Source organism: Streptomyces sp. NPDC005898 (genome assembly GCF_040629635.1).
GTDB lineage: Bacteria > Actinomycetota > Actinomycetes > Streptomycetales > Streptomycetaceae > Streptomyces.
Window position 1 is genome coordinate 289718 of record NZ_JBEXWC010000006.1, and the last position, 19351, is coordinate 309068.

At 72.9% G+C, this 19351-nt stretch carries 13 protein-coding genes and 2 pseudogenes; 8 read left to right on the forward strand and 7 right to left on the reverse strand.

What is annotated here, in order from left to right; translation table 11 throughout:
• Positions 1-68 precede the first annotated feature (68 nt).
• Both ABZ385_RS11685 and ABZ385_RS11690 read left to right on the forward strand, forming a co-directional pair.
• The gene (locus ABZ385_RS11685; RefSeq protein WP_358911086.1) at positions 69-1088 is read left to right on the forward strand and encodes a glycoside hydrolase family 43 protein; all 1020 of its coding nucleotides are present in this window, start codon (positions 69-71) and stop codon (positions 1086-1088) included.
• Complete coding sequence (locus ABZ385_RS11690; protein WP_358911088.1) at positions 1031-1513, forward strand: carbohydrate-binding protein; 483 nt, start codon at positions 1031-1033, stop codon at positions 1511-1513. Before ABZ385_RS11685 ends, ABZ385_RS11690 begins: the two co-directional genes overlap by 58 nt.
• A gap of 123 nt (positions 1514-1636) precedes the next feature.
• Here ABZ385_RS11690 and ABZ385_RS11695 read toward each other — a convergent pair whose 3' ends face one another.
• Together ABZ385_RS11695 and ABZ385_RS11700 are read right to left on the reverse strand one after the other, a co-directional pair.
• Positions 1637-2119 carry a DUF456 domain-containing protein gene (locus tag ABZ385_RS11695; protein ID WP_358590227.1) on the reverse strand — a complete coding sequence of 161 codons (483 nt, stop codon included), beginning with the start codon at positions 2117-2119 and terminating at the stop codon, positions 1637-1639.
• Between the two features lie 41 nt (positions 2120-2160).
• On the reverse strand, positions 2161-3165 hold the full coding sequence (locus ABZ385_RS11700) for a winged helix-turn-helix transcriptional regulator (RefSeq protein ID WP_358911090.1): 1005 nt from the start codon (positions 3163-3165) through the stop codon (positions 2161-2163).
• Positions 3166-3535: 370 nt separating this feature from the next.
• Here ABZ385_RS11700 and ABZ385_RS11705 point away from each other — a divergent pair, with 370 nt between their 5' ends.
• On the forward strand, positions 3536-4942 hold the full coding sequence (locus ABZ385_RS11705; protein ID WP_358911092.1) for a protein phosphatase 2C domain-containing protein: 1407 nt from the start codon (positions 3536-3538) through the stop codon (positions 4940-4942).
• Positions 4943-5081: 139 nt separating this feature from the next.
• On the forward strand, positions 5082-6824 hold the full coding sequence (locus ABZ385_RS11710; protein WP_358586655.1) for a pyruvate dehydrogenase: 1743 nt from the start codon (positions 5082-5084) through the stop codon (positions 6822-6824).
• A gap of 36 nt (positions 6825-6860) precedes the next feature.
• Here ABZ385_RS11710 and ABZ385_RS11715 read toward each other — a convergent pair whose 3' ends face one another.
• Positions 6861-9944, reverse strand: a complete 3084-nt coding sequence (locus ABZ385_RS11715) for a glycoside hydrolase family 38 C-terminal domain-containing protein (protein ID WP_358911094.1) — start codon at positions 9942-9944, stop codon at positions 6861-6863.
• Between the two features lie 248 nt (positions 9945-10192).
• Between ABZ385_RS11715 and ABZ385_RS11720 the strand changes: the two genes are divergently transcribed.
• Entirely contained in the window at positions 10193-10606 is a 414-nt protein-coding gene (locus ABZ385_RS11720) for an ATP-binding protein (protein WP_358699010.1), read from the forward strand.
• Positions 10607-10651: 45 nt separating this feature from the next.
• On the opposite strand, the gene ABZ385_RS11725 is transcribed toward ABZ385_RS11720, so the two are convergent.
• Both ABZ385_RS11725 and ABZ385_RS11730 read right to left on the reverse strand, forming a co-directional pair.
• Positions 10652-11716, reverse strand: a complete 1065-nt coding sequence (locus ABZ385_RS11725) for a DUF2637 domain-containing protein (RefSeq protein ID WP_358911095.1) — start codon at positions 11714-11716, stop codon at positions 10652-10654.
• A 188-nt stretch (positions 11717-11904) separates the two neighbouring features.
• A complete protein-coding gene (locus ABZ385_RS11730; RefSeq protein WP_358699008.1) occupies positions 11905-12777 on the reverse strand; it encodes a (2Fe-2S)-binding protein in 873 nt (290 codons plus the stop codon).
• A 224-nt stretch (positions 12778-13001) separates the two neighbouring features.
• Between ABZ385_RS11730 and ABZ385_RS11735 the strand changes: the two are divergent.
• A pseudogene (locus tag ABZ385_RS11735) lies at positions 13002-13619 on the forward strand (GntR family transcriptional regulator); the annotation flags it as partial.
• Positions 13620-14336: 717 nt separating this feature from the next.
• Here ABZ385_RS11735 and ABZ385_RS11740 read toward each other — a convergent pair.
• Together ABZ385_RS11740 and ABZ385_RS11745 are read right to left on the reverse strand one after the other, a co-directional pair.
• Entirely contained in the window at positions 14337-15098 is a 762-nt protein-coding gene (locus ABZ385_RS11740; RefSeq protein WP_358911097.1) for a hypothetical protein, read from the reverse strand.
• A gap of 176 nt (positions 15099-15274) precedes the next feature.
• Complete coding sequence (locus ABZ385_RS11745; RefSeq protein WP_358911099.1) at positions 15275-16990, reverse strand: PucR family transcriptional regulator ligand-binding domain-containing protein; 1716 nt, start codon at positions 16988-16990, stop codon at positions 15275-15277.
• Positions 16991-17470: 480 nt separating this feature from the next.
• Here ABZ385_RS11745 and ABZ385_RS11750 point away from each other — a divergent pair.
• Both ABZ385_RS11750 and ABZ385_RS11755 read left to right on the forward strand, forming a co-directional pair.
• Positions 17471-17707 (forward strand): annotated as a pseudogene (locus tag ABZ385_RS11750) (hypothetical protein); the annotation flags it as partial.
• A gap of 165 nt (positions 17708-17872) precedes the next feature.
• Complete coding sequence (locus ABZ385_RS11755) at positions 17873-19330, forward strand: NCS2 family permease (protein WP_358911101.1); 1458 nt, start codon at positions 17873-17875, stop codon at positions 19328-19330.
• Positions 19331-19351 lie beyond the last annotated feature (21 nt).

The window sequence follows — 19351 nt, forward strand, 5'->3', positions numbered from 1 at the left end:
CTTGGAAGGGTCCCCGCATCCGACCGGCTGCTCAGTCCCCGGGCCGCAGCACCAGGAAGGACCGCACCATGTCCAGTACCGACGTCCACAGGCCAACGGCTCCCCCGACCGCAGTGAGACCACCCGCCACCGGTACGAGACTCGCCCGGGCGACCTGGGTGCTGATCCTCATGGTGGCGTTCGCCGTCCTTCCTGCCGCCGTGCATCCCACGGCGGCCAGGGCCGACAACCCGATCGTGCAGCACGTCTACACCGCCGACCCGTCCCCGCTGGTGCACAACGGACGGGTCTACCTCTACACCGGGCACGACGAGGACGGCTCCACCAACTCCTTCGTGATGAAGGACTGGCGGGTGTGGTCCTCCGCCGACATGGTCAACTGGACCGACCACGGCACACCGCTCAGCCTGAACACCTTCAGCTGGGCGGGCGCCAACGCGTGGGCGGGCCAGGCCGTCGAACGGGGCGGCAAGTTCTACTGGTACGTGCCGGTGACGGTCCGGGCGACCGGCGCGTTCGCCATCGGCGTGGCGGTGGCGGACAGCCCCACCGGACCGTTCCGGGACGCCCTCGGCCACCCGCTGCTGGAGAACACCGAGTTCGACCCGACCGTCTTCATCGACGACGACGGTCAGGCCTACCTCTACTGGGGCAACCCCAACCTGTGGTACGTCAAGCTGAACGCCGACATGATCTCCTACTCGGGCAGCCCCACCAAGATCCCGCTCACCACCTCAGGATTCGGCACCCGCACCGACAACCCCGACCGTCCCACGCTGTACGAAGAAGGGCCGTGGGTCTACAAGCGGAACGGTCTGTACTACCTGGTGTACGCGGCCAAGTGCTGCCAGGAATTCATCGCCTACTCCACGGCACCCGGCCCGACCGGTCCCTGGACCTACCGTGGCACCGTCATGCCCGCCCAGGGCAACAGCTTCACCAACCACCCGGGCATCGTGGACTTAAGGGCAGTTCGTACTTCTTCTACCACAACGGCGCCCTCCCGGGCGGCGGCGGCTTCACCCGCTCGGTGGCCGTGGAGAAGTTCTCCTACAACGCCGACGGCACCATTCCGACGATCAACATGACGAGCAGGGGTGCCCCGCAAGCCGGTCCACTCGATCCGTACGTCCGCCAGGAGGCCGAGACGATCGCCTGGGGTTCCGGGATCGAGACCGAATGGACCAGTGACGGCGGAATGAACGTCGGCTGGATCGAGAACGGCGACTACACCAAGGTCAAGGGAGTGGCCTTCGGGGCCGGCGCCTCCTCCTTCGCCGCACGCGTCGCCTCGGCCACCAGCGGCGGCACCCTCGAAGTGCGCCTGGACAGTCCGAGCGGGTCGATCGTGGGCCGGTGCGGTGTGCCGAACACCGGTGGCTGGCAGTCCTGGACCACGGTGACCTGCCCGGTCAACGGCGTGACGGGAACCCATGACCTCTACCTGACGTTCAGCGGCGGCAGCGGCTACTTGTTCAATGTCAACTGGTGGCGGTTCACCCGCGCCGCGTAACCGCACCGCGTCGATAGCGGACCGGACACCGTGACGTACCGCCCTCTCCGAGCCGCCGCCGGCCACGCTCCAACTCAAGGCTCCAACTCAAGCGAAACTGTGAGCAGTTCGACCCCCGTCGCCCTAACCCCAGAAGACCGCCCCCAGCCACGCACCGAAGATCAGCAGGCAGGCGAAGAGTTCGGTCAGAATGCTCGTGCCGCCCAGCCGCATCGCCGTGCGGGTGGCCGCGGCCGCCTCGCCGTGGCCGCCGAGCCGCAGCCGCTCCCCGGCGTAGATCCCGCCGACGAAGCCCGGGATGGCGCCGAGCACCGGCACCACGCAGAAGCCCAGCAGCGCGCCCGCCCCGGCGAAGACGGCCATCCGGCGCGTGGCGCCGCCCTGGCGCAGCCGGCGGGGCGGCAGTTGCCAGCGCACGGCCTGCGCGGCGAGCAGGACGACGGACGCGCCGACGAGCACGCCCCAGGCGAGGCCGTTGGGCTCCTGCAGCGCCCACCACAGGACCGCGGCCCACACCAGCCACGGCCCCGGCACCCCGGGCACCAGCACTCCGCACAGGCCGAGCAGCAGCACCACACCGACCAGCAGGAGTTCCCACGCTCCCATCTGTCCAGCGTGCCGCAGATCCGGCGAAACCGCAGGTCAGATCAGACCTGCGGGACGCGGACGCGCCGCGCGACCCACTCCCGCTCGTATGCGTGCCAGCCCAGCTGGAGCCGCGTCGTCACACCGGTCAGCTCCATCAGCCGCTTCACCCGGCGCTGCACCGTGCGCAGCCCGAGGTCGAGCTGTTTGGCGACGCTCGCGTCCGTCAGGCCCGCGAGGAGCAGCGAGAGGATCTCCAGGTCCGTGGCGTCCGGCCCCTCGGGGGCCTCCTCGCGGACCGTGTCCGCGCCCTCGCCCAGACGCAGCGGCAGCGCCTCCCGCCAGACCGCCTCGAAGAGCCCCGTCAGCGAGGCGAGCAGCCCACTGGCGTGCACGACCAGCGCGGCGGGCTCCGCGGTCCGCGAGGTCAACGGCACGATCGCCAGCGCACCGTCGGCGATCAGCAGCTTCGTCGGGACCCGGTCCACGACCCGCACCCGCTCCTCGCGGCCGAGCGCCGCCGACAGCCCGCCGAGCCCCAGCGGCGTGTCCAGAACGGCCCGCTCCACCACCACACGATGCGCGACACCCCGGCCCCCGGCCTGTTCCCCGGCGCCGCCCCCGATGCCGCCGGTTCCGTCGGAACCGCCGCTGACCAGCGCGCACACCTCCCGGCTCGCCCCCAGCCGCACCTGAAGGAAGCGCTGCGAGACGGCGGCCGCGCCGGTGACCACCTCGAGCAGATCGTGGACGCTGGGCTCGACGGCCCGCGCGCGGTACTCCTCCGCGAGCACCTTCGCCGCCAGCTCCGCCCTGTCCAACTCGTGCCGCTGCTGCGTGAGCAGGGCGCCGAGCGCCGCACCCGGCGGCGCGGCCACCCAGCGGCCCGCCCTGCCGGAGGCCTGCGCGGCCAGGCCGTGGCGCTCCAGGCGGCGCAGCGCCCGCTCCGTCTCCGGTTCGCCGAGGGCGAGTCTGCGCGCGAGGCCCGGCACATCGGCGGCGCCCACCGACACCAGCGCCCGGTACGCCGACTCGTGCGTCTCGTCCAGCCCTATCGCTGCCAGCATGCGGCGACGTCCCTCCCCGAGGCCCCGTTCCGATCGCGCCGTGGCGGAAAACAGCCACGGCGCGATTCCGCCGGAGGACATCATCCCCGTACCTCCCCGCCCGGTGACAAGGGCCCGGGGAAGGGGACGGTACGCGGATTGAACTCGACGTCACTGGGCACGCGGGCCTACAGGCCGGGAGCACCCACCCCCGTCACCCAGGCCGTGGCCCGCACCCATGAGGTGCGCGCGCCACACAGACGCCGCCGGGCGGTCCCCCTGTGGGGGGTGGGACCGCCCGGCGGCCCCTCCACCGCCCCGCCGTGGCCAGGTCGGCCGGAATTTCCGGATGCACCGTTTTCGGGCGGCCTCCGCGGTGGAAAATAGGGGCATGAGCCAGCAGGGGGAGAGGCGCACCGGTCGCGACGACGACTGGTGGGGGCAGTTGTACGACGACACCACCCAGGACACGGGCCCGACGCCCGCACCGGACACCCTCGACGACAGGTTCGCCTCGGCGGCGGACACCGTGCAGGAGAGATTCCCCTCGCCACGGGGCCGCGACGACACCCCGCCCGCCTCTGACACGCCGCCCACCCCGGTCGCCCCCGCTCCGGAGACGCCCCGCACCCCCGTAGCCCCCGCCCCCTGGGAGCCCCCCGTCGGCCCCAGCGGGCCGGTGACCTTCGGGTCCGGGTCGGGGCCGGTGGCGGGGCCCGCGCCCGGTGCGGGCGGCTCGCACGGCCCCGAGGAGCCCGCACCGCCCGGTGGGCGCGCCCGAGGCGCGGACGGGCCGGGCACCCTGCGGGAGCAGGCCGGGCGCCCCGACCCCGCCGGCCCGGCGCACGTCGGCGACGGGCCCCCCACCTACGAGCCCGAGCCCACCGCCCTGCCGATGGCCGACCCCGACGACCTCGCCGGCCTCGTCGCGGACACCGTGCTCGACGGCGCGCGCCACGGCTCCGTCACCCTGCGCGCCGCCTCCGTGCGCGGCGACTCCGCCCGCTACCGCGGCGATCCTCGCCGCGACTCCCTGCTGACCGCCCGATTCGGCTCCGGCGACAGCGCCCTGGTGCTGGTCGCGATGGCCACCGGCGCCCGCGCGACCCCGGGGGCGCATCGCGCGGCCGCCGAGGCCTGCGCGTGGATCGGCCGGGCCGTCGTACGCAGCCACCAGCGGCTCGCCGAGGACATCAGGGCCGCCCGGCGCGGCGACCTGAAATCGGGCCTGCACCGCCTGACCGACCGCAGCCTCGGCAGACTCCGCGCCCGCGCCGCCGACCTCGGCCTCCAGCCGGACGAGTACGCCGCATCCCTGCGCTGCCTGCTGCTGCCGGCCGACCCCCGGTGCCGCACGCGCGTCTTCTTCGGCGTCGGCGCGGGCGGCCTGTTCCGGCTGCGCGAGGGCGAGTGGCAGGACATCGAGCCGCGTGGCGCCGAAGCCGTCGGGGACGCCGTGGTCGGCTTCGGTTCACCGCCGCCGCACACCCCCGAGGGCGACCGGCTCACCATGGACCTGGGCATCACCACACCTCCCAGCCCCTACGAACCGGCGCCCGAGCGGCCCCACGAACCGTTCCGCTTCCGGGCCTCGGTCGCCCGGCCGGGTGACACGCTCCTGCTGTGCAGCGCGGGCCTCGCCGAACCGCTGCGTGGCGAGCCCGCTCTGGCCGAACACCTCACCCGCCGCTGGGAGAAGAGCGACCCGCCGGGGCTCGCCGCCTTCCTGGCCGACGTACAGGTCAGGGTCAAGGGGTACGCCGACGACCGGACGGCCGCCGCGCTCTGGGAGGCATGACCGCCGTACCCGTGCATTCATGGAGCGAAGGGTTCCCCATTCCCGGACCAAAGGGTTCAAGGGGGGACCGAGGGGTTACAAGGGGCCCAAAGGGCTCCGAGGGGCCCGCAGGTTCCAAGGGTGAAGAGGTGCGTACCGCATGGCCAAGCAGAACGTCGCCGAGCAGTTCGTCGACATCCTCGTCCGGGCGGGTGTCCAGCGCCTGTACGGCGTCGTCGGCGACAGTCTCAACCCGGTCGTGGACGCCATCCGCCGTACCAAGGAGATCGACTGGGTCCAGGTCCGGCACGAGGAGACCGCCGCCTTCGCGGCCGGCGCGGAGGCCCAGATCACCGGCCGCCTCGCCGCCTGCGCCGGCTCCTGCGGCCCGGGCAACCTCCACCTCATCAACGGCCTGTACGACGCCCACCGCTCCATGGCCCCGGTCCTCGCCCTCGCCTCGCACATCCCCTCCAGCGAGATCGGCCTCGGCTTCTTCCAGGAGACGCACCCCGACCGGCTGTTCCAGGAGTGCAGTCACTACAGCGAGCTGATCTCCAGCCCGAAGCAGATGCCCCGGCTGCTCCAGACCGCCATCCAGAACGCGGTGGGCCGCTCCGGGGTCAGCGTCGTGTCGCTGCCCGGCGACATCGCCTCCGAGCCGGCGCCGGACAAGGCCGCCGAGACGGCCCTGGTGACCTCGCGGCCCACGGTGCGCCCCGGCGACGAGGAGATCGACAAGCTCGCCAAGATGATCGACAAGGCGCGCAAGGTCACCCTCTTCTGCGGCAGCGGCACGGCCGGCGCCCACGCCGAGGTGATGGAGTTCGCCGAGAAGATCAAATCCCCGGTGGGCCACGCGCTGCGGGGCAAGGAGTGGATCCAGTACGACAATCCGTTCGACGTCGGCATGAGCGGCCTGCTCGGCTACGGCGCGGCCTACGAGGCCACCCACGAATGCGATCTGCTGATCCTGCTCGGCACGGACTTCCCGTACAACGCCTTCCTGCCCGACGACGTCCAGATCGCCCAGGTCGACGTGCGCCCCGAGAACCTCGGCCGCCGCTCGAAGCTGGACCTCGCGGTCTGGGGCGACGTACGCGAGACCCTGCGCTGCCTCATCCCGCGCGTCGCGGCCAAGTCGAACCGCAAGTTCCTCGACAAGATGCTGAAGAAGCACGCCGACGCCCTTGAAGGCGTCGTCAAGGCGTACACCCGCAAGGTCGACAAGCACGTCCCGATCCACCCCGAGTACGTCGCCTCCGTCCTGGACGAAGTGGCCGCCGACGACGCGGTGTTCACCGTCGACACCGGCATGTGCAACGTCTGGGCTGCCCGCTACCTCACCCCCAACGGCAGGCGCCGCATCATCGGCTCCTTCAGCCACGGCTCGATGGCCAACGCCCTGCCGCAGGCGATCGGCGCCCAGTTCGTGGACCGCAAACGGCAGGTCGTCTCGATGTCCGGCGACGGCGGCTTCTCCATGCTGATGGGCGACTTCCTCACCCTCGTCCAGCACGATCTGCCGGTGAAGGTCGTCCTGTTCAACAACTCTTCCCTGGGCATGGTGGAGCTGGAGATGATGGTCGCGGGACTGCCGAACTACGGCACGGCGAACCACAACCCGGACTTCGCCGCCGTGGCCCGCGCCGCCGGGGCCCACGGCATCCGCGTGGAGAAGCCCAAGCAGCTCGCGGGCGCCCTCAAGGAGGCCTTCGCGCACAAGGGCCCGGCGCTCGTCGACATCGTCACCGACCCCAACGCCCTCTCCATGCCGCCCAAAATCAGCTCGGACATGGTCACCGGCTTCGCGCTCTCCGCGAGCAAGATCGTGCTGGACGGCGGGGTGGGCCGGATGCTCCAGATGGCCCGCTCGAACCTGCGGAACGTGCCGAGGCCCTGACGCCGGCCCCGGCACCTCCGCCGGCCGCCGCCCCGGTCAGGCGGGCCGCAGCCGCAGGGTGACGATCTGGAAGGGCCGCAGCGCGAGGGCCAGGCCGCTTGCGCCCGTGTCGGCCTCGTGCAGCGGCCGCTCCAGCAGGTCGGTCACCTCGGCCCGCGCCACCGGGAACGACGTGCCGAGCGTGCCCGCGGCCCGCCCGCCGCGCGACTCGTAGAGCCGTACGATCACATCGCCGCCCCGGTCGTCGGCGAGCTTCACCGACTCCACCGTGATCGCAGGGTTGTCCACACTCACGAGCGGCGCCAGGGCGGGCGCGTCGGCCACCCGCAGCGGCAGGTTGAGCGCGAGGCCCTCCGCCACCGCGTCCCCCGTGCCCGCGCCGGGCAGCAGCGCGTACGTGAAGCGGTGCGCGCCCTGATCGGTCAGCGGGTCGGGGCTGTGCGGGGCCCGCAGCAGGGTCAGCCGCACGGTGGTGCCGAGCGTGCCGCCGTGCTCGGCGCGCGTCACGTCATGGCCGTACGTCGCGTCGTTGAGCAGCGCGACCCCGTACCCCTCCTCGGCGACCCGCAGCCAGCGGTGCGCGCAGATCTCGTAACGCGCCGCGTCCCAGGTGGTGTTGGCGTGCGTCGGCCGGTGCACATGGCCGAACTGGATCTCGGCGGCGGACCGTTCGGCGTGCACGTCCAGCGGGAAGGCCGCCTTGAGCACCTTCTCCGACTCCCGCCAGTCGACGTCCGTGACGATGTCCACGCGCCTGCTGCCCGCCGCCAGTCGGATCTCCTGCGTGATCCGCGAGCGGCCGAACGCGCGCACCACCCGCACCGCGACCCGCAGCGGCCCGTCCTCGACCAGCTCGACGGACTCGGCGTCCGTGAGATCGGTGTGCCGGTGGCGGTAGTGCCGGTCGAGGTCCCACGCGTCGTAGTGCGTGGGATGGTCGGGGTGCAGCTGCAAGAGATTGCCGGGTGCCGCGAGCACCTCGCGGGCCGCGTCCAGGTCCCGTACGGAGGTCAGCAGCCCGGCGGCGTCGACGCGCACGCTCAGGTGCTCGTTGGTCAGCAGGATGGCGTCGCCGCTGGTGTGCGCCACTGCGGCCGGGCCCGATACCGGTGCGGCGGCCAGGGTCCGGGTGCCCAGCGCCGGGACGTCGACCCGCACCAGCGCGCCGTCCCCGCCGTCCACGACCTCACTACGGGGGTACGGCGAGGCGTTCAGCACCGCGCGGCCGCCCGCGCCGAGGTGACGTACGGCCGACGCGGTGATCGCCTCCAGCTCCGCCAGGACCCGCGCGTAGGTCTCCCGCGCCTCGCGGTGCACCCAGGCGATCGACGAACCCGGCAGGATGTCGTGGAACTGGTGCAGCAGGACCGTCTTCCACAGCCGGTCCAGCGCGTCATACGGATAGGCGTAGGACGGCTCGCGCACCGCGGCCGCCGTGCACCACAACTCCGCCTCGCGCAGCGCGTGTTCGCTGCGGCGGTTGCCGCGCTTGGTCGCCGCCTGCGTGGTGTACGTCGCGCGGTGCAGCTCCAGGTACAGCTCGCCCGACCAGACCGGGGCCCGCGCGCCGTACTCCTCCTCGGCCGCCGCGAAGAACGCCGACGGCTTCTCGATCTCGACGCGGGGCGAACCCTCCAGGGACCTCAGGCGCCGGGCCCGCTCCATCATCTCGCGGGTGGGCCCGCCCCCGCCGTCACCCCAGCCGAACGGCACCAGCGAGCGGCTCGCCCGGCCCTTGTCGGCGAAGTTCCGCTCGGCGTGCGCGAGTTCGGCGCCGTGGAACTGCGAGTTGTAGGTGTCCACGGGCGGGAAGTGGGTGAAGACGCGGGTGCCGTCGAGGCCCTCCCACCAGAAGGTGTGGTGCGGCATCTTGTTGGACTGGTTCCAGCTCAGCTTCTGCGTCAGGAACCAGCGGACGCCCGCGAGCTTCGCCAACTGCGGGAAGGCCGCGGTGTATCCGAAGGAGTCGGGCAGCCAGATCTCCTGGGTCCGAACGCCCAGCTCCTCGCGGAAGAAGCGCATGCCGTGCATGATCTGGCGCGCCAGCGCCTCGCCGCCCGGCATGTTGGCGTCCGACTCCACCCACATCGAGCCCACCGGCGCCCAGTTGCCGTCCGCCACCGCCTTCTTGATCCGCTCCCAGATGTGCGGCTGGTGCTCCTTCACCCAGGCGTACTGCTGCGCCTGCGAACAGGCGAAGACCAGCTCCGGGTACTCCCGCGCCAGCGCCGTCACGTTGGCGAAGGTGCGCGAGGCCTTGCGCACCGTCTCGCGCAGGGGCCACAGCCAGGCCGAGTCGATGTGCGCGTGCCCGGCCGCCGACACGCGGTGCGCGCTCGCGTGGGCGGGCCGGGCCAGGGCGTCGGCGAGGGCCGCACGCCCCGCCGCGGCCGTGCCCGGCACGTCGTGCAGATCGAGCGCGTCGAGCATGTCCTCCAGAGCCCGCAGGATCTCGTGCCGACGCGGACGGTCGGCGTCCAGTTCGGCCATCAGCTCGGACAGGACCTCGATGTCCAGCGTCAGCTGCCATACGTCCTCGTTCAGTACGGCGAGATCGGCAGACGCGAATCGGTAGATGGGGGTAGAGCCCGCGGTCAGTACGTCGCCCAGGGGTGTCGGCAGAAAGTCGTGCAGGACCGCCGGATTGGCCGCCGCTTCCAGCAGGAAATGCACCGCCTCACCGCCCTGTGCGGGAGAGGCCACCGGAATATGCCGATTGCGGGGGTGGACCCCCTTCAGCGGCACACCCGTCGCGTCGTACACCAGGCCCTCGGCCTGGAATCCCGGGCCGTCCCCGGTGAATCCGGGGTCCACGACCGCTTCGACGCGGCGCCCGCGCCACTCCCGCGGCACTCGACCCTGTAGCCGGAACCAACTCGTCGACCAGGGACTTCCCCATTCCGCGCCGGTCGCGAAGGGTTCGTACGACGCTTCCAGCGCGGCCGACACGGGCACCGTGCCCCAGCCTCCGGGCTCCCCATGAACGGGGGAGCCGGGCACGGCCGGCGCATGCCAGACGGAGAGGGTCAGCGGCACCCTGTGCGTGTACTGGGCGGGGCGGATGAACTGGCGCAGGGCCCGCTCCAGGCGGCCCTCCACCAGCAGTCTGTCGTCGTGCACCAGGGCTCCTCCGAACGCTCGGTGGCGGGGTCCACCGCTTCACTTCCCCTCCCCGCCCCGGCACACCCACGCCGTTGGTTGACGATTCGACAGGAGTGCCGTCTGTAGCGCGGGGAATGCATTCCGTGAGGTTGTTCGAGCAGGGAGGCAAGGTCATCGCTTGGTGGGCGGGGGTCATGACGAGGCAGTCACGTGGGGGCGGCCCCGGGGGATTCGGGGCCTCTTCGCCGAACGTACGCGACGAGAGGATCGAGGAGGCACCGGTCGGACCGGACCACGCCCAGCTCAGACGGAGACTGGGGAGGGCGGATCTGTCCGCGGTGCCCGAGGTCCGGGGCGCCCTGAGGGAGTTCCTGCGGCGCTGGGGCCAGCCGGCGCGGGCCGACACCGCCGAGCTGCTCACCAGCGAACTCGTCACCAACGCACTGGTGCACACCGACCATGACGCGATCGTCACCGCCACCCTGGGGCCGCGCGGGCTGCGCGTCGAGGTGCGGGACTTCGTGGCGCGCCGCCCCGAGCCCCGCGTACCGGACGCCGACGACGGTACGAGCGGCAGGGGCCTGGTGCTGGTGCAGTCCCTGGCCGACGCGTGGGGCGTGCGCGCGCACGGCGTCGGCAAGGTGGTGTGGTTCGAGCTGAACGGCGGCGGCATGGTGTGACACCCTGCCGCCACCGCCCGGCCCGAGCCGGGGTTCCCGGCGCTATCAGCCGAACTGCCGCTCCAGGTCCTTCAACTTCTGCTCCAGCGAGTCGAGCCGGGGCAGGGTCTGCGTGTCGTCCTCCGCGGTGAGGTCGACGGAGACGGGAGCGGCCTGGTCAGAGTCGCTCCTGACGGCCTGGAGGGAGGGGCGGGCGCGTAGCGGCAGCTGCTCCTGCGTTGCTATGGCAGGGTCCGCGCCGACCTGCGCGGACCCCTGGGCCGCCGGCACGGCCTGCACGTCGACCTGCCGGCCGCCGCCCCGGCCGTAACCCCGGTGGCCGCGGCTGATGGCCTTGAGCCGAGCCCGCTCCAGTTTCTCCTGGTCGCGCCTGCGCAGCCGGGTCTGCTCCTTCTCCCGACGGTCCTCCCGGACCTCCTCGACGGCCTCGTCCAGCGTGCGGACGCCTTCCAGGAGCATCAGCGACCAGGCGCCGAAGGTCTCCCGGGGCGCGCGCAGCCACCGCACGATGCGGATCTGCGGCAGCGGACGCGGTACGAGGCCCTGCTCCCGCAGCGCCGCCCGGCGGGTCTGCTTCAGCGCGCGGTCGAAGAGGACCGCCGCCGAGAGCGACATGCCGGAGAAGAACTGCGGGGCACCGGCGTGGCCGAGACCCCGGGGCGCGTGGACCCAGTTGAACCAGGCCGCCGCCCCGGCGAACGTCCACACGAGCAGACGCGAGCCGAGCGCCGCGTCACCGTGACTCGCCTCGCGCACGGCGAGCACGGAGCAGAACATGGCCGCGCCGTCCAGGCCGAACGGCACGAGGTACTCCCAGCCGCCGGAGAGGCTGAGGTTCTGCCGCCCGAAGCCGACCAGGCCGTGGAAGGAGAGTGCGGCGGCGACCGCCGCACAGCAGAACAACAGGACGTAGGAGGCGGTGCCGTAGACCGCTTCCTTGCGCCGCCGGCGCTCCTCGCTGCGTTCCCACGATTCGTCGCCCGTGCCTGCCTTCGCCGCCTTGTCGTGGCCTCGCTTGCCGCGCGCGAGCACCGCCACCGCCACCAGCATGCCCAGGAGCAGGACGGCGCCGGGGAGCAGCCAATCCAGCGATATAGCGGTCAGTCTCATCTGGGGTCCCTTGCGTCGCGGTAGGGCGTTTCGGGCGCCATAGTGACCCGATGGGGACGGCCCTCACCGGGGTTTCGGGGCAAGAGAACGCCAAGGGGGTGCCAGAGAGCACGCAGAACCCGGATTTACTCGAACTCACTTCGTGTGAATGGGTGTTGAGTTCGATTAAACGGGTCCGAAAGGGTGGTTCAAGCGGAGGCGGCCGGGCCGGCGTCGGTGCTCAGCCGTGCGACGCGCTCCGCGTCGCACGTACGCGGGCAGGTGACGCAGGTGTCGTCGGGGCGCAGCGTGTAGAACATGCAGCAGCTCGCGCGGTCGCGGGTGGGCAGCTTCTCCCCGTTCGGCCCCGTCAGCTCCCGGAAGCCGGCCGTGCCGACGTACGGCTTCGTGGCGCCGGGCAGCAGCCGCTCCAGCTCCGTCATCGCGCGGCCCTCCTCGCCGAGGAGGTGCGCGATGTACCACAGGCCCTCGACGACCTCGTCGGTGGCGAGGCTCCACAGGGCGCGGGAGCGGCGGCGCATCCGGGGGCCGAAGCCCTCCAGGAGCGGACCCAGGTGCTCGGCGACCGCCGCCCGCACCTGGGCGCGCAGCGCCTCCTCGTCCGGTACGACATGGGCGCCGGGCAGTACGGCGGCCGGGTCGTCCGGCAGGCAGGCGAAGGACTCGGTGCGCACGGCCAGGCGGCCGAGGCTCCGCTGGAAGGAGACGTCCGCCACCGGAAAGCGGGGGACGCGGCGGTGCAGGAACCACGGGACGGTGAACAGCAGGGTGGCCGGCCAGGCGTAGCGGTGCAGGCCGAAGCTGGCCACCACGTCGGGGCGGGCCTGGGTGCCGTAGTCCTTCAGTACCTGCGCGTTGTCCCACGCGACGAACGCGTCCAGGTCGGCTCCGCCCTGGGCGAGCCGGGCGGCGTTCACCCAGCCGCCGCCGTGCGGGGCCCGCTCCTCGGGGCCCAGCTCGGTCACGCGGAGTCCGGGGAACACCTCGGCGAGGCGGGCGTAGGAGTCCGCGACGGCGCCGAAGGCGCTCTGGGCGGGCGCGGCCAAAGTGGGCACGGACATGCGGGGACCACCGAATCGCGATCGATTGCAGGTAAGCCTTACCTTACCCAACATGATCGAGGTTTCAACCGCGGGCGTGTCCGCCTATGGTGCCTCTCGTACCTTTCACAGCACACGGAGACGGGGCGGGGCGGACGCGGGTGGACGTCGTGGGGCAGGCCGGGGGGCGGGTGCCGGAGCAGGCGGCGCGCCGGGCGGTGGGGCGCCGGACGGTGGGGCGCACGTCCGTACGCGGACAGATCCTGGACGCGCTGCGGGCCGCGCTCGTGGGCGGTGAGCTGACACCCGGCGAGGTGTACTCCGCGCCGGTGCTCGGCGAACGCTTCGGCGTCTCCGCGACGCCGGTGCGCGAGGCGATGCAGCAGCTGGCGGCCGAAGGGGCCGTCGAGGTCGTCCCCAACCGGGGCTTCCGGGTTCTGGAGCGAGGGGCCCGCGAGCGGGCCGAGCTGGCCGAGGTGCGGGCGCTGATCGAGGTGCCGGTCGTGCTGCGGCTGGCCCGGACGGTGCCGGCGGAGCGGTGGGGCGAGCTGGTGCCGCTGGCCGAGGCGACCGTCGCGGCGGCCGCCGAGGGCGACGTCGCGCGCTACGCCGAGGCCGATCGGGCCTTTCACGGCGCGATGCTGTCCCTGTCGGGCAACCGGCAGCTGGTCCTTGTCGCGGACGGCCTTCACCGGCGGGCGCAGTGGCCGGTGGCCGGCGGCCGGTCCTTGGGCCGGCGGGCCGAGTTGGTGGCGGACGCGGCGGAGCACATGGCTTTGCTGGAGGCGTTGGTGGCGGGGGAGCTGGGGGTGGTTCCGGGGTTGGTGGCGGAGCACTTCGCGGGGTCTGGCTCGGGGGCCTAGCGGTTTCCTTGCCGGTCCGTCTCTGGTTCCGTGCCGCGGTTGCCCCCTCGCCACGGGGTCTCCCACCCACCCGCCCGTTGCGCGGGGTCGGGTTGCGGGGGGCCGCGCTGGCCCTTCGGCCGCTGGTTCCGTGCCGCGGTGTGCCCCCTCGCCGGGGTGTTTTCCCACCCACCCGCCCGTTGCCCTGCGTCGGGTTGCTGGGGGGGGCGCTGCGCTTGCCCCTCTGCTTCCGGTTCCGTGCCGGCGTGTGCCCCTCCGCGGGGCGTTTCCCACCCACCCGCCCGTTGCTCTGCGTCGGGCTGCTGGAGTGGCTGTGCTTGCCCCTCTGCTTCCGGTTCCGTGCCGGGGTGTGCCCCTGCCCGGGGCGTCTCCAACCCGGCAGCCGGACCCCGGGCAACGGGTGGGTGGGTGGGAGACGCCCGTTGGGTCGTAGTGAGTGGGCGTACCCGGCCGTTTGTCCGTGGCGGGCCGCCGGGGGGCGTATTGCCTCGGGGGGAGGTGCCGGGGGGGGCAGGTGGGTGGGCGCGCCGTCGCTTCCCGGGGTTGCCTCGCGGTCGGGTGCCGGGTGACGGGTGGGTGGGTGGGAGATACCCCCCGGGGACGGCGTCAGGGGGTCGGAGGGGGCAGGTGGGCGCGCCGTCGCTTCCCGTTGTTGCCTCGCGGTGGGGTGCCGGGTGACGGGTGGGTGGGTGGGAGACCCCCCGGGACCCCCCGGGCTCAGGGCGTCGGGGGCGGAGAGGTCAGGTGGGGGGAGAGCCAGGTGGGGACTCCGCCCAGGAGGTGGAAGAGGCGTTTGGCCTCCGCCCGTAACCGCGAGGCCTCCGGCTCCGGCTCCGCGTCCGCCAGCGCCGCCAACGCGGGAGCGGTGCCGACCAGGTACCCCAGTTCCTCCCGCAACCGCAGCGACTCCGCGAACCCCTGCCGCGCCTGCACCAACTCCCCGTCCCGCAGGGCGAGTCCGGCCAGGTGCCGCCAGGTGAAGGAGAGCAGGAGCGGGTCGGCGCGCGCGGTGGCCCCCGCGTGCGCCCGCTGGTACGCGGCCCTCGCGGCTTGCGGCGAGTCGGCGATGTGCTCGGCGATCAGGCCTCGCCGGTAGTCGAGGAGCGGCCGCCCCGCCGCGTCCGGGGCGAGCAGCGCCGCCGCCCTGCCGAGCGCCGTACGCGCCTCGTCGGCCCGGTCCCGTACGCCCAACACCGTGGCCGCGTACGCGAGATGGCCCCGCTCGCAGGCCGCGCCCCCGCGGTCGTCGTCGTCCTCGGCCAGCGCCTCCGCGGTCCGCAGGGCGTCCTCGGCCTCGGCCCAGCCGTCCCCCGTGAACAGGCAGCGCTCGACGAGGAGCGCCGCCCGCTGGAGCGCCGGCGCCGCCCCGGCCCGCGAGGCCAGCAGCGCGGCCGCGTCGGTCCAGCAGCCGCGCGAGCGCAGCCGCCATACCGCGGTCTGGAGTGGATCGTCCCCTGCAATCGTTCCGGTACCAGACATGGCGGTATGCGCCACGTTGCCCTCCCCGAGCACACCATTGAGCTGTTGAGTCGTGGGCGAATCTCAGCATGGATGGCGGCGTCCGGCCAAGGGGTCGGGTGAAAGATTTCACAAGGGGAGAGGCGGGGGAGGGACCGGCCGCTCGTCGGCGCGCGGGCGGCCGGTCACCCCTTTTCTCAGCTCATCCGCAGCGCGAGGAAGAAATCGAGCTTGTCCTCCAGCCGCGACAGGTCACGGCTCGTCAACTGCTCGATCCGGCCCACCCGGTAGCGCAACGTGTTGACGTGCAGGTGCAGCCGCGCGGCGCAGCGCGTCCAGGAGCCGTCGCAGTCGAGGAAGGCCTCCAGGGTGGGGATCAGCTCCGCCCGGTGCCGCTGGTCGTACTCCCGCAGCGGGTCCAGGAGCCGCGCGGTGAACGCCCGGCGCACGTCGTCCGGCACGAAGGGCAGCAGCAGGACGTGGGAGGCCAGCTCCTGGTGGCCGGCCGCGCAGACCCGGCCGGGGCGGGCGGCGGCGACGCGGCGGGCGTGCCGCGCCTCCTCCAGGGCGCCGCGCAGTCCCTCCGCCGAGTGCACGGACGCGCTGACGCCGAGCGTCAGGCGGCCGTCGCCGTCCAGGCCCGCCGACAGCGGGGCGCGGACCGACTCCAGGAGGGCGTCGGCGAGCAGGCCCGCCTCCGTGCCGTCGTGCTCCGTCGAGACCGCCGGCAGCGGCACCAGGGCGATGGCTTCGTCCCCGGTGTGCGCGACCGCGATCCGGTCGAACGGCTCGGGCGCCGAGGAGGAGGCGCCGCCCCTGTTCGCGTCGGTCCGGGAACCGGGGGCGGGGTCGACGAGGATCTCCTCCAGGAGCGACTGGGCGACCCGGCCGCCGTCGATGTCCCCGCCCTCCCACTCCACGCGGGCCACCACGACCTGCCAGTGCGGGGCCGTGCCGAGCCCCGGCAGCAGTACGGGCGCCGCGACCCGCAGGCGCGCGGCGATCTCCGCCGGGGCCGCGCCGGTCTGCACCAGTTCCAGGACCTCCTGGGCGAGGCGGCGGCGCACCGTGCGGGCGGCGTCGCGCCGGTCCCGCTCCACGGCGATCAGCTGCGTGACGCCCTGGAGCAGGTCAAGACGCTCCTCGGGCCAGTCGCCGGCGTCGGCCTCCACGGCGAGCACCCAGTCGGACAGCACCGTCTCGCGCACGTCGCGCGCCACGCCGCCGGCTCCCCGGCCGCTGGCCCGCACGGGGAACAGGGAGTACGTCACCCCGTCGACGGACACGCGGTGCGGGCCGCGCCGCCCGGTGCGCGTGGCGGCCAGGTGCTCCCCGGCCAGGCGCGCGCACACGGCCGGCGGCAGCGCCGTGCCGCCCGTGCTCGACCCGGCGATGGCGCGCCCCGCGGGGGAGAGCACCCAGGCGCGCAGGTCCAGGTCGGTGCCGAGCAGGTCGAGGACGACGTCGGGGCCGCCGCCGGCCGGGCCCGACGTCATCAGGCGCCGGTGCCGGTCCACGACGGCCGCCAGGTCACCGGCGCGCTCGCCGGAGACCTGCCGTACGACGTGTTCGGTGATCGTCGCGAAGGCCACGGACTCGTTGACCGCGAAGAGCGGCAGCCGGTGGCGGGCGCAGGCCTCGACGAGGTCGGCGGGGATGTCGCCCAACTCGGCCTCGCCGGCGGCCAGCGCCGCCACCCCGGCGCCCGCGAGGACGCGGACGAAGGGCTCGGTGTCCGAGGCGTCGCGGCGCCAGGCGAGGCCGGTGAGGACCAGCTCGCCGCCCGCCAGGTAGCGGCTGGGGTCCCGCAGGTCCGTGGTCATCACACCGCGCACGGTGCGGTCCAGCTCGTCCTCGCCGCCGAGCAGCCGCAGGCCCAGCGCGTCGGTGTCAAGGAGTGCGCGCAGCCTCATGGTGTCGTCGCCGCCGATCTGTCTCGAATGTGGTGTACAAGCAAGTGGGCTCCGGTGAGGCCGGGGCGCTGTGGCGCCGGGCGTCAGGGGTTTTCCGGGGGAACCCGAGAGGCTTCTGGGGTCCGTTCTTCATACGAATCTACAAGACGCGCGGGTTGGCCAGCCAACTCCTTCATGGTTTCGGTGACTGACCCGACCGGAGGAGCGGGCGGTGTACTGGCTCCACTCCGGTTAACAGCAGATGAACAAGCAGTCGAGGGGGCGAAGGGCCCGAGTGGCCGATACGGAATGCCTCCCTCGCGGTGCACCACCCCCGACCGAAGAAGAGACCTCATGGACTTCCTTCGCCCCGCCAGTGGGGAGGAGGCGCTCGCCGCCGAGGCAGCGCACCTGACCTCTGTGCCGACCGCGGGTGGCACGGACATGCTGGTCGAGACCGACTTCGACCACCGTCGTCCCGAGTTCCCGCCGGCCTTCGGCCGCGTCGCCGACCCGCGCGAGCGGGACCACCTCGTCCCCACGATCCTCGACACGCCGGCCATCCCGGTCGGCGTGCTCGAACTCGCCGACCCGCACGCCCCCTACGGGCCGCGCGGCGCCGGCGAGGCCCCGACCCTGTCGTCCACCCCGGCGGTCCGCGCGGCCGTCCGGGACGCGACGGGTCGTGAGCCGACCGGAACACCGGTCCGCCCGGAGCACCTCACGGGCACGGTGTAGCTCACCCCCGGCACCGGACCGCGACGGACCCGTTCACTCGGGTCGGCCCAGGTCCGGTACCACGTTTCGTTCGTCTCGGGCCGTCCCCCGGGTCGTGCAGCCAACGCATCATCCCAAATCCCGCAAACATGCGGGTGCCCCTGTGAACCTTGGGAGTTAGGCACCATGACCCAGTCATCAGTGGAGCCCAAGACCACCGCGGAGGACGCGGGCAACGGCTCTCGCGTCCCGGCCGGCCGGTCTTGGCTCGATCGGTATTTCCACATATCCCGGAGAGGATCCACGGTCGCGCGCGAAGTGCGCGGCGGCGTCACCACCTTCATGGCGATGGCGTACATCCTGCTGCTGAACCCCGTGATCCTGTCCGGCAAGGACGCGGCGGGGGACACCATGGCCACCAAGGCCGTGATCACCGCCACCGCCTTCGCGGCGGCCCTCACCACCCTCCTCATGGGCTTCGTCGGCAAGGTGCCGCTGGCCCTCGCCGCCGGGCTCTCCGTGTCCGGCGTGATCTCCTCGCAGGTCGCCCCCGAGATGACCTGGCCGCAGGCCATGGGCATGTGCGTGATGTACGGCGTGGTGATCATGCTCCTGGTGGTCACCGGGCTCCGCGAGATGATCATGAACGCGATCCCGCTCGCCCTCAAGCACGGCATCACCATGGGCATCGGCCTGTTCATCGCGATCATCGGCCTGGTCAAGGGCGGTTTCGTCCACCCGGGCAAGGCGACCCCGCTCTCCCTCGGCCCGGCCGGCGAACTCTCGGGCTGGCCCGTCCTGCTCTTCGCGGGCACCCTCCTGCTCATCTTCATGCTCCAGGCGCGCAACATCCCCGGCGCGATCCTGATCGGCATCATCACCGGCACCGTCGTCGCCGTCATCCTCAACGCCGCCGACGTCATCGCCCCCGACCAGTGGGCGAACGGAACCCCCGAACTGCACGGCGGCGCGATCTCCACCCCCGACTTCTCCCTCTTCGGCGAGGTCGAGTTCGGCGGCTGGGGCCAGGTCGGCGCGATGACGGTCGGCATGATCGTCTTCACGCTGGTGCTCGCCGGCTTCTTCGACGCGATGGCCACCATCATCGGCGTCGGCACCGAGGCCAACCTCGCCGACGAGAAGGGCCGCATGCCCGGCCTGTCCAAGGCGCTGTTCATCGACGGCGCCGGCGGTGCCATCGGCGGCGTGGCGGGCGGCTCCGGCCAGACCGTCTTCGTCGAGTCCGCGACCGGCGTCGGCGAGGGCGCCCGCACCGGCCTCGCCTCCGTCGTCACCGGACTGTTCTTCGCGGCCTGTCTCTTCTTCACCCCGCTGACCGCGATCGTGCCCCAGGAGGTGGCCTCCGCCGCGCTCGTCGTCATCGGAGCGATGATGATGATGAACGCGCGGCACGTCGACTGGGCCGACCGCGCGACCGCCATCCCGGTCTTCCTGACCGTCGTCCTGATGCCCTTCACCTACACCATCACCACCGGTGTCGCGGCGGGCGTCATCGCCTGGGTGGCCATCAAGATCGCCCAGGGGAAGGCGCGCGAGATCGGCGCCTTCATGTGGGGTCTGACGGTGATCTTCCTGGTGTACTTCGCCCTCAACCCCATCGAAGGGTGGCTGGGCGTCCACTGACGCCGACGCCTCCCCGCACCC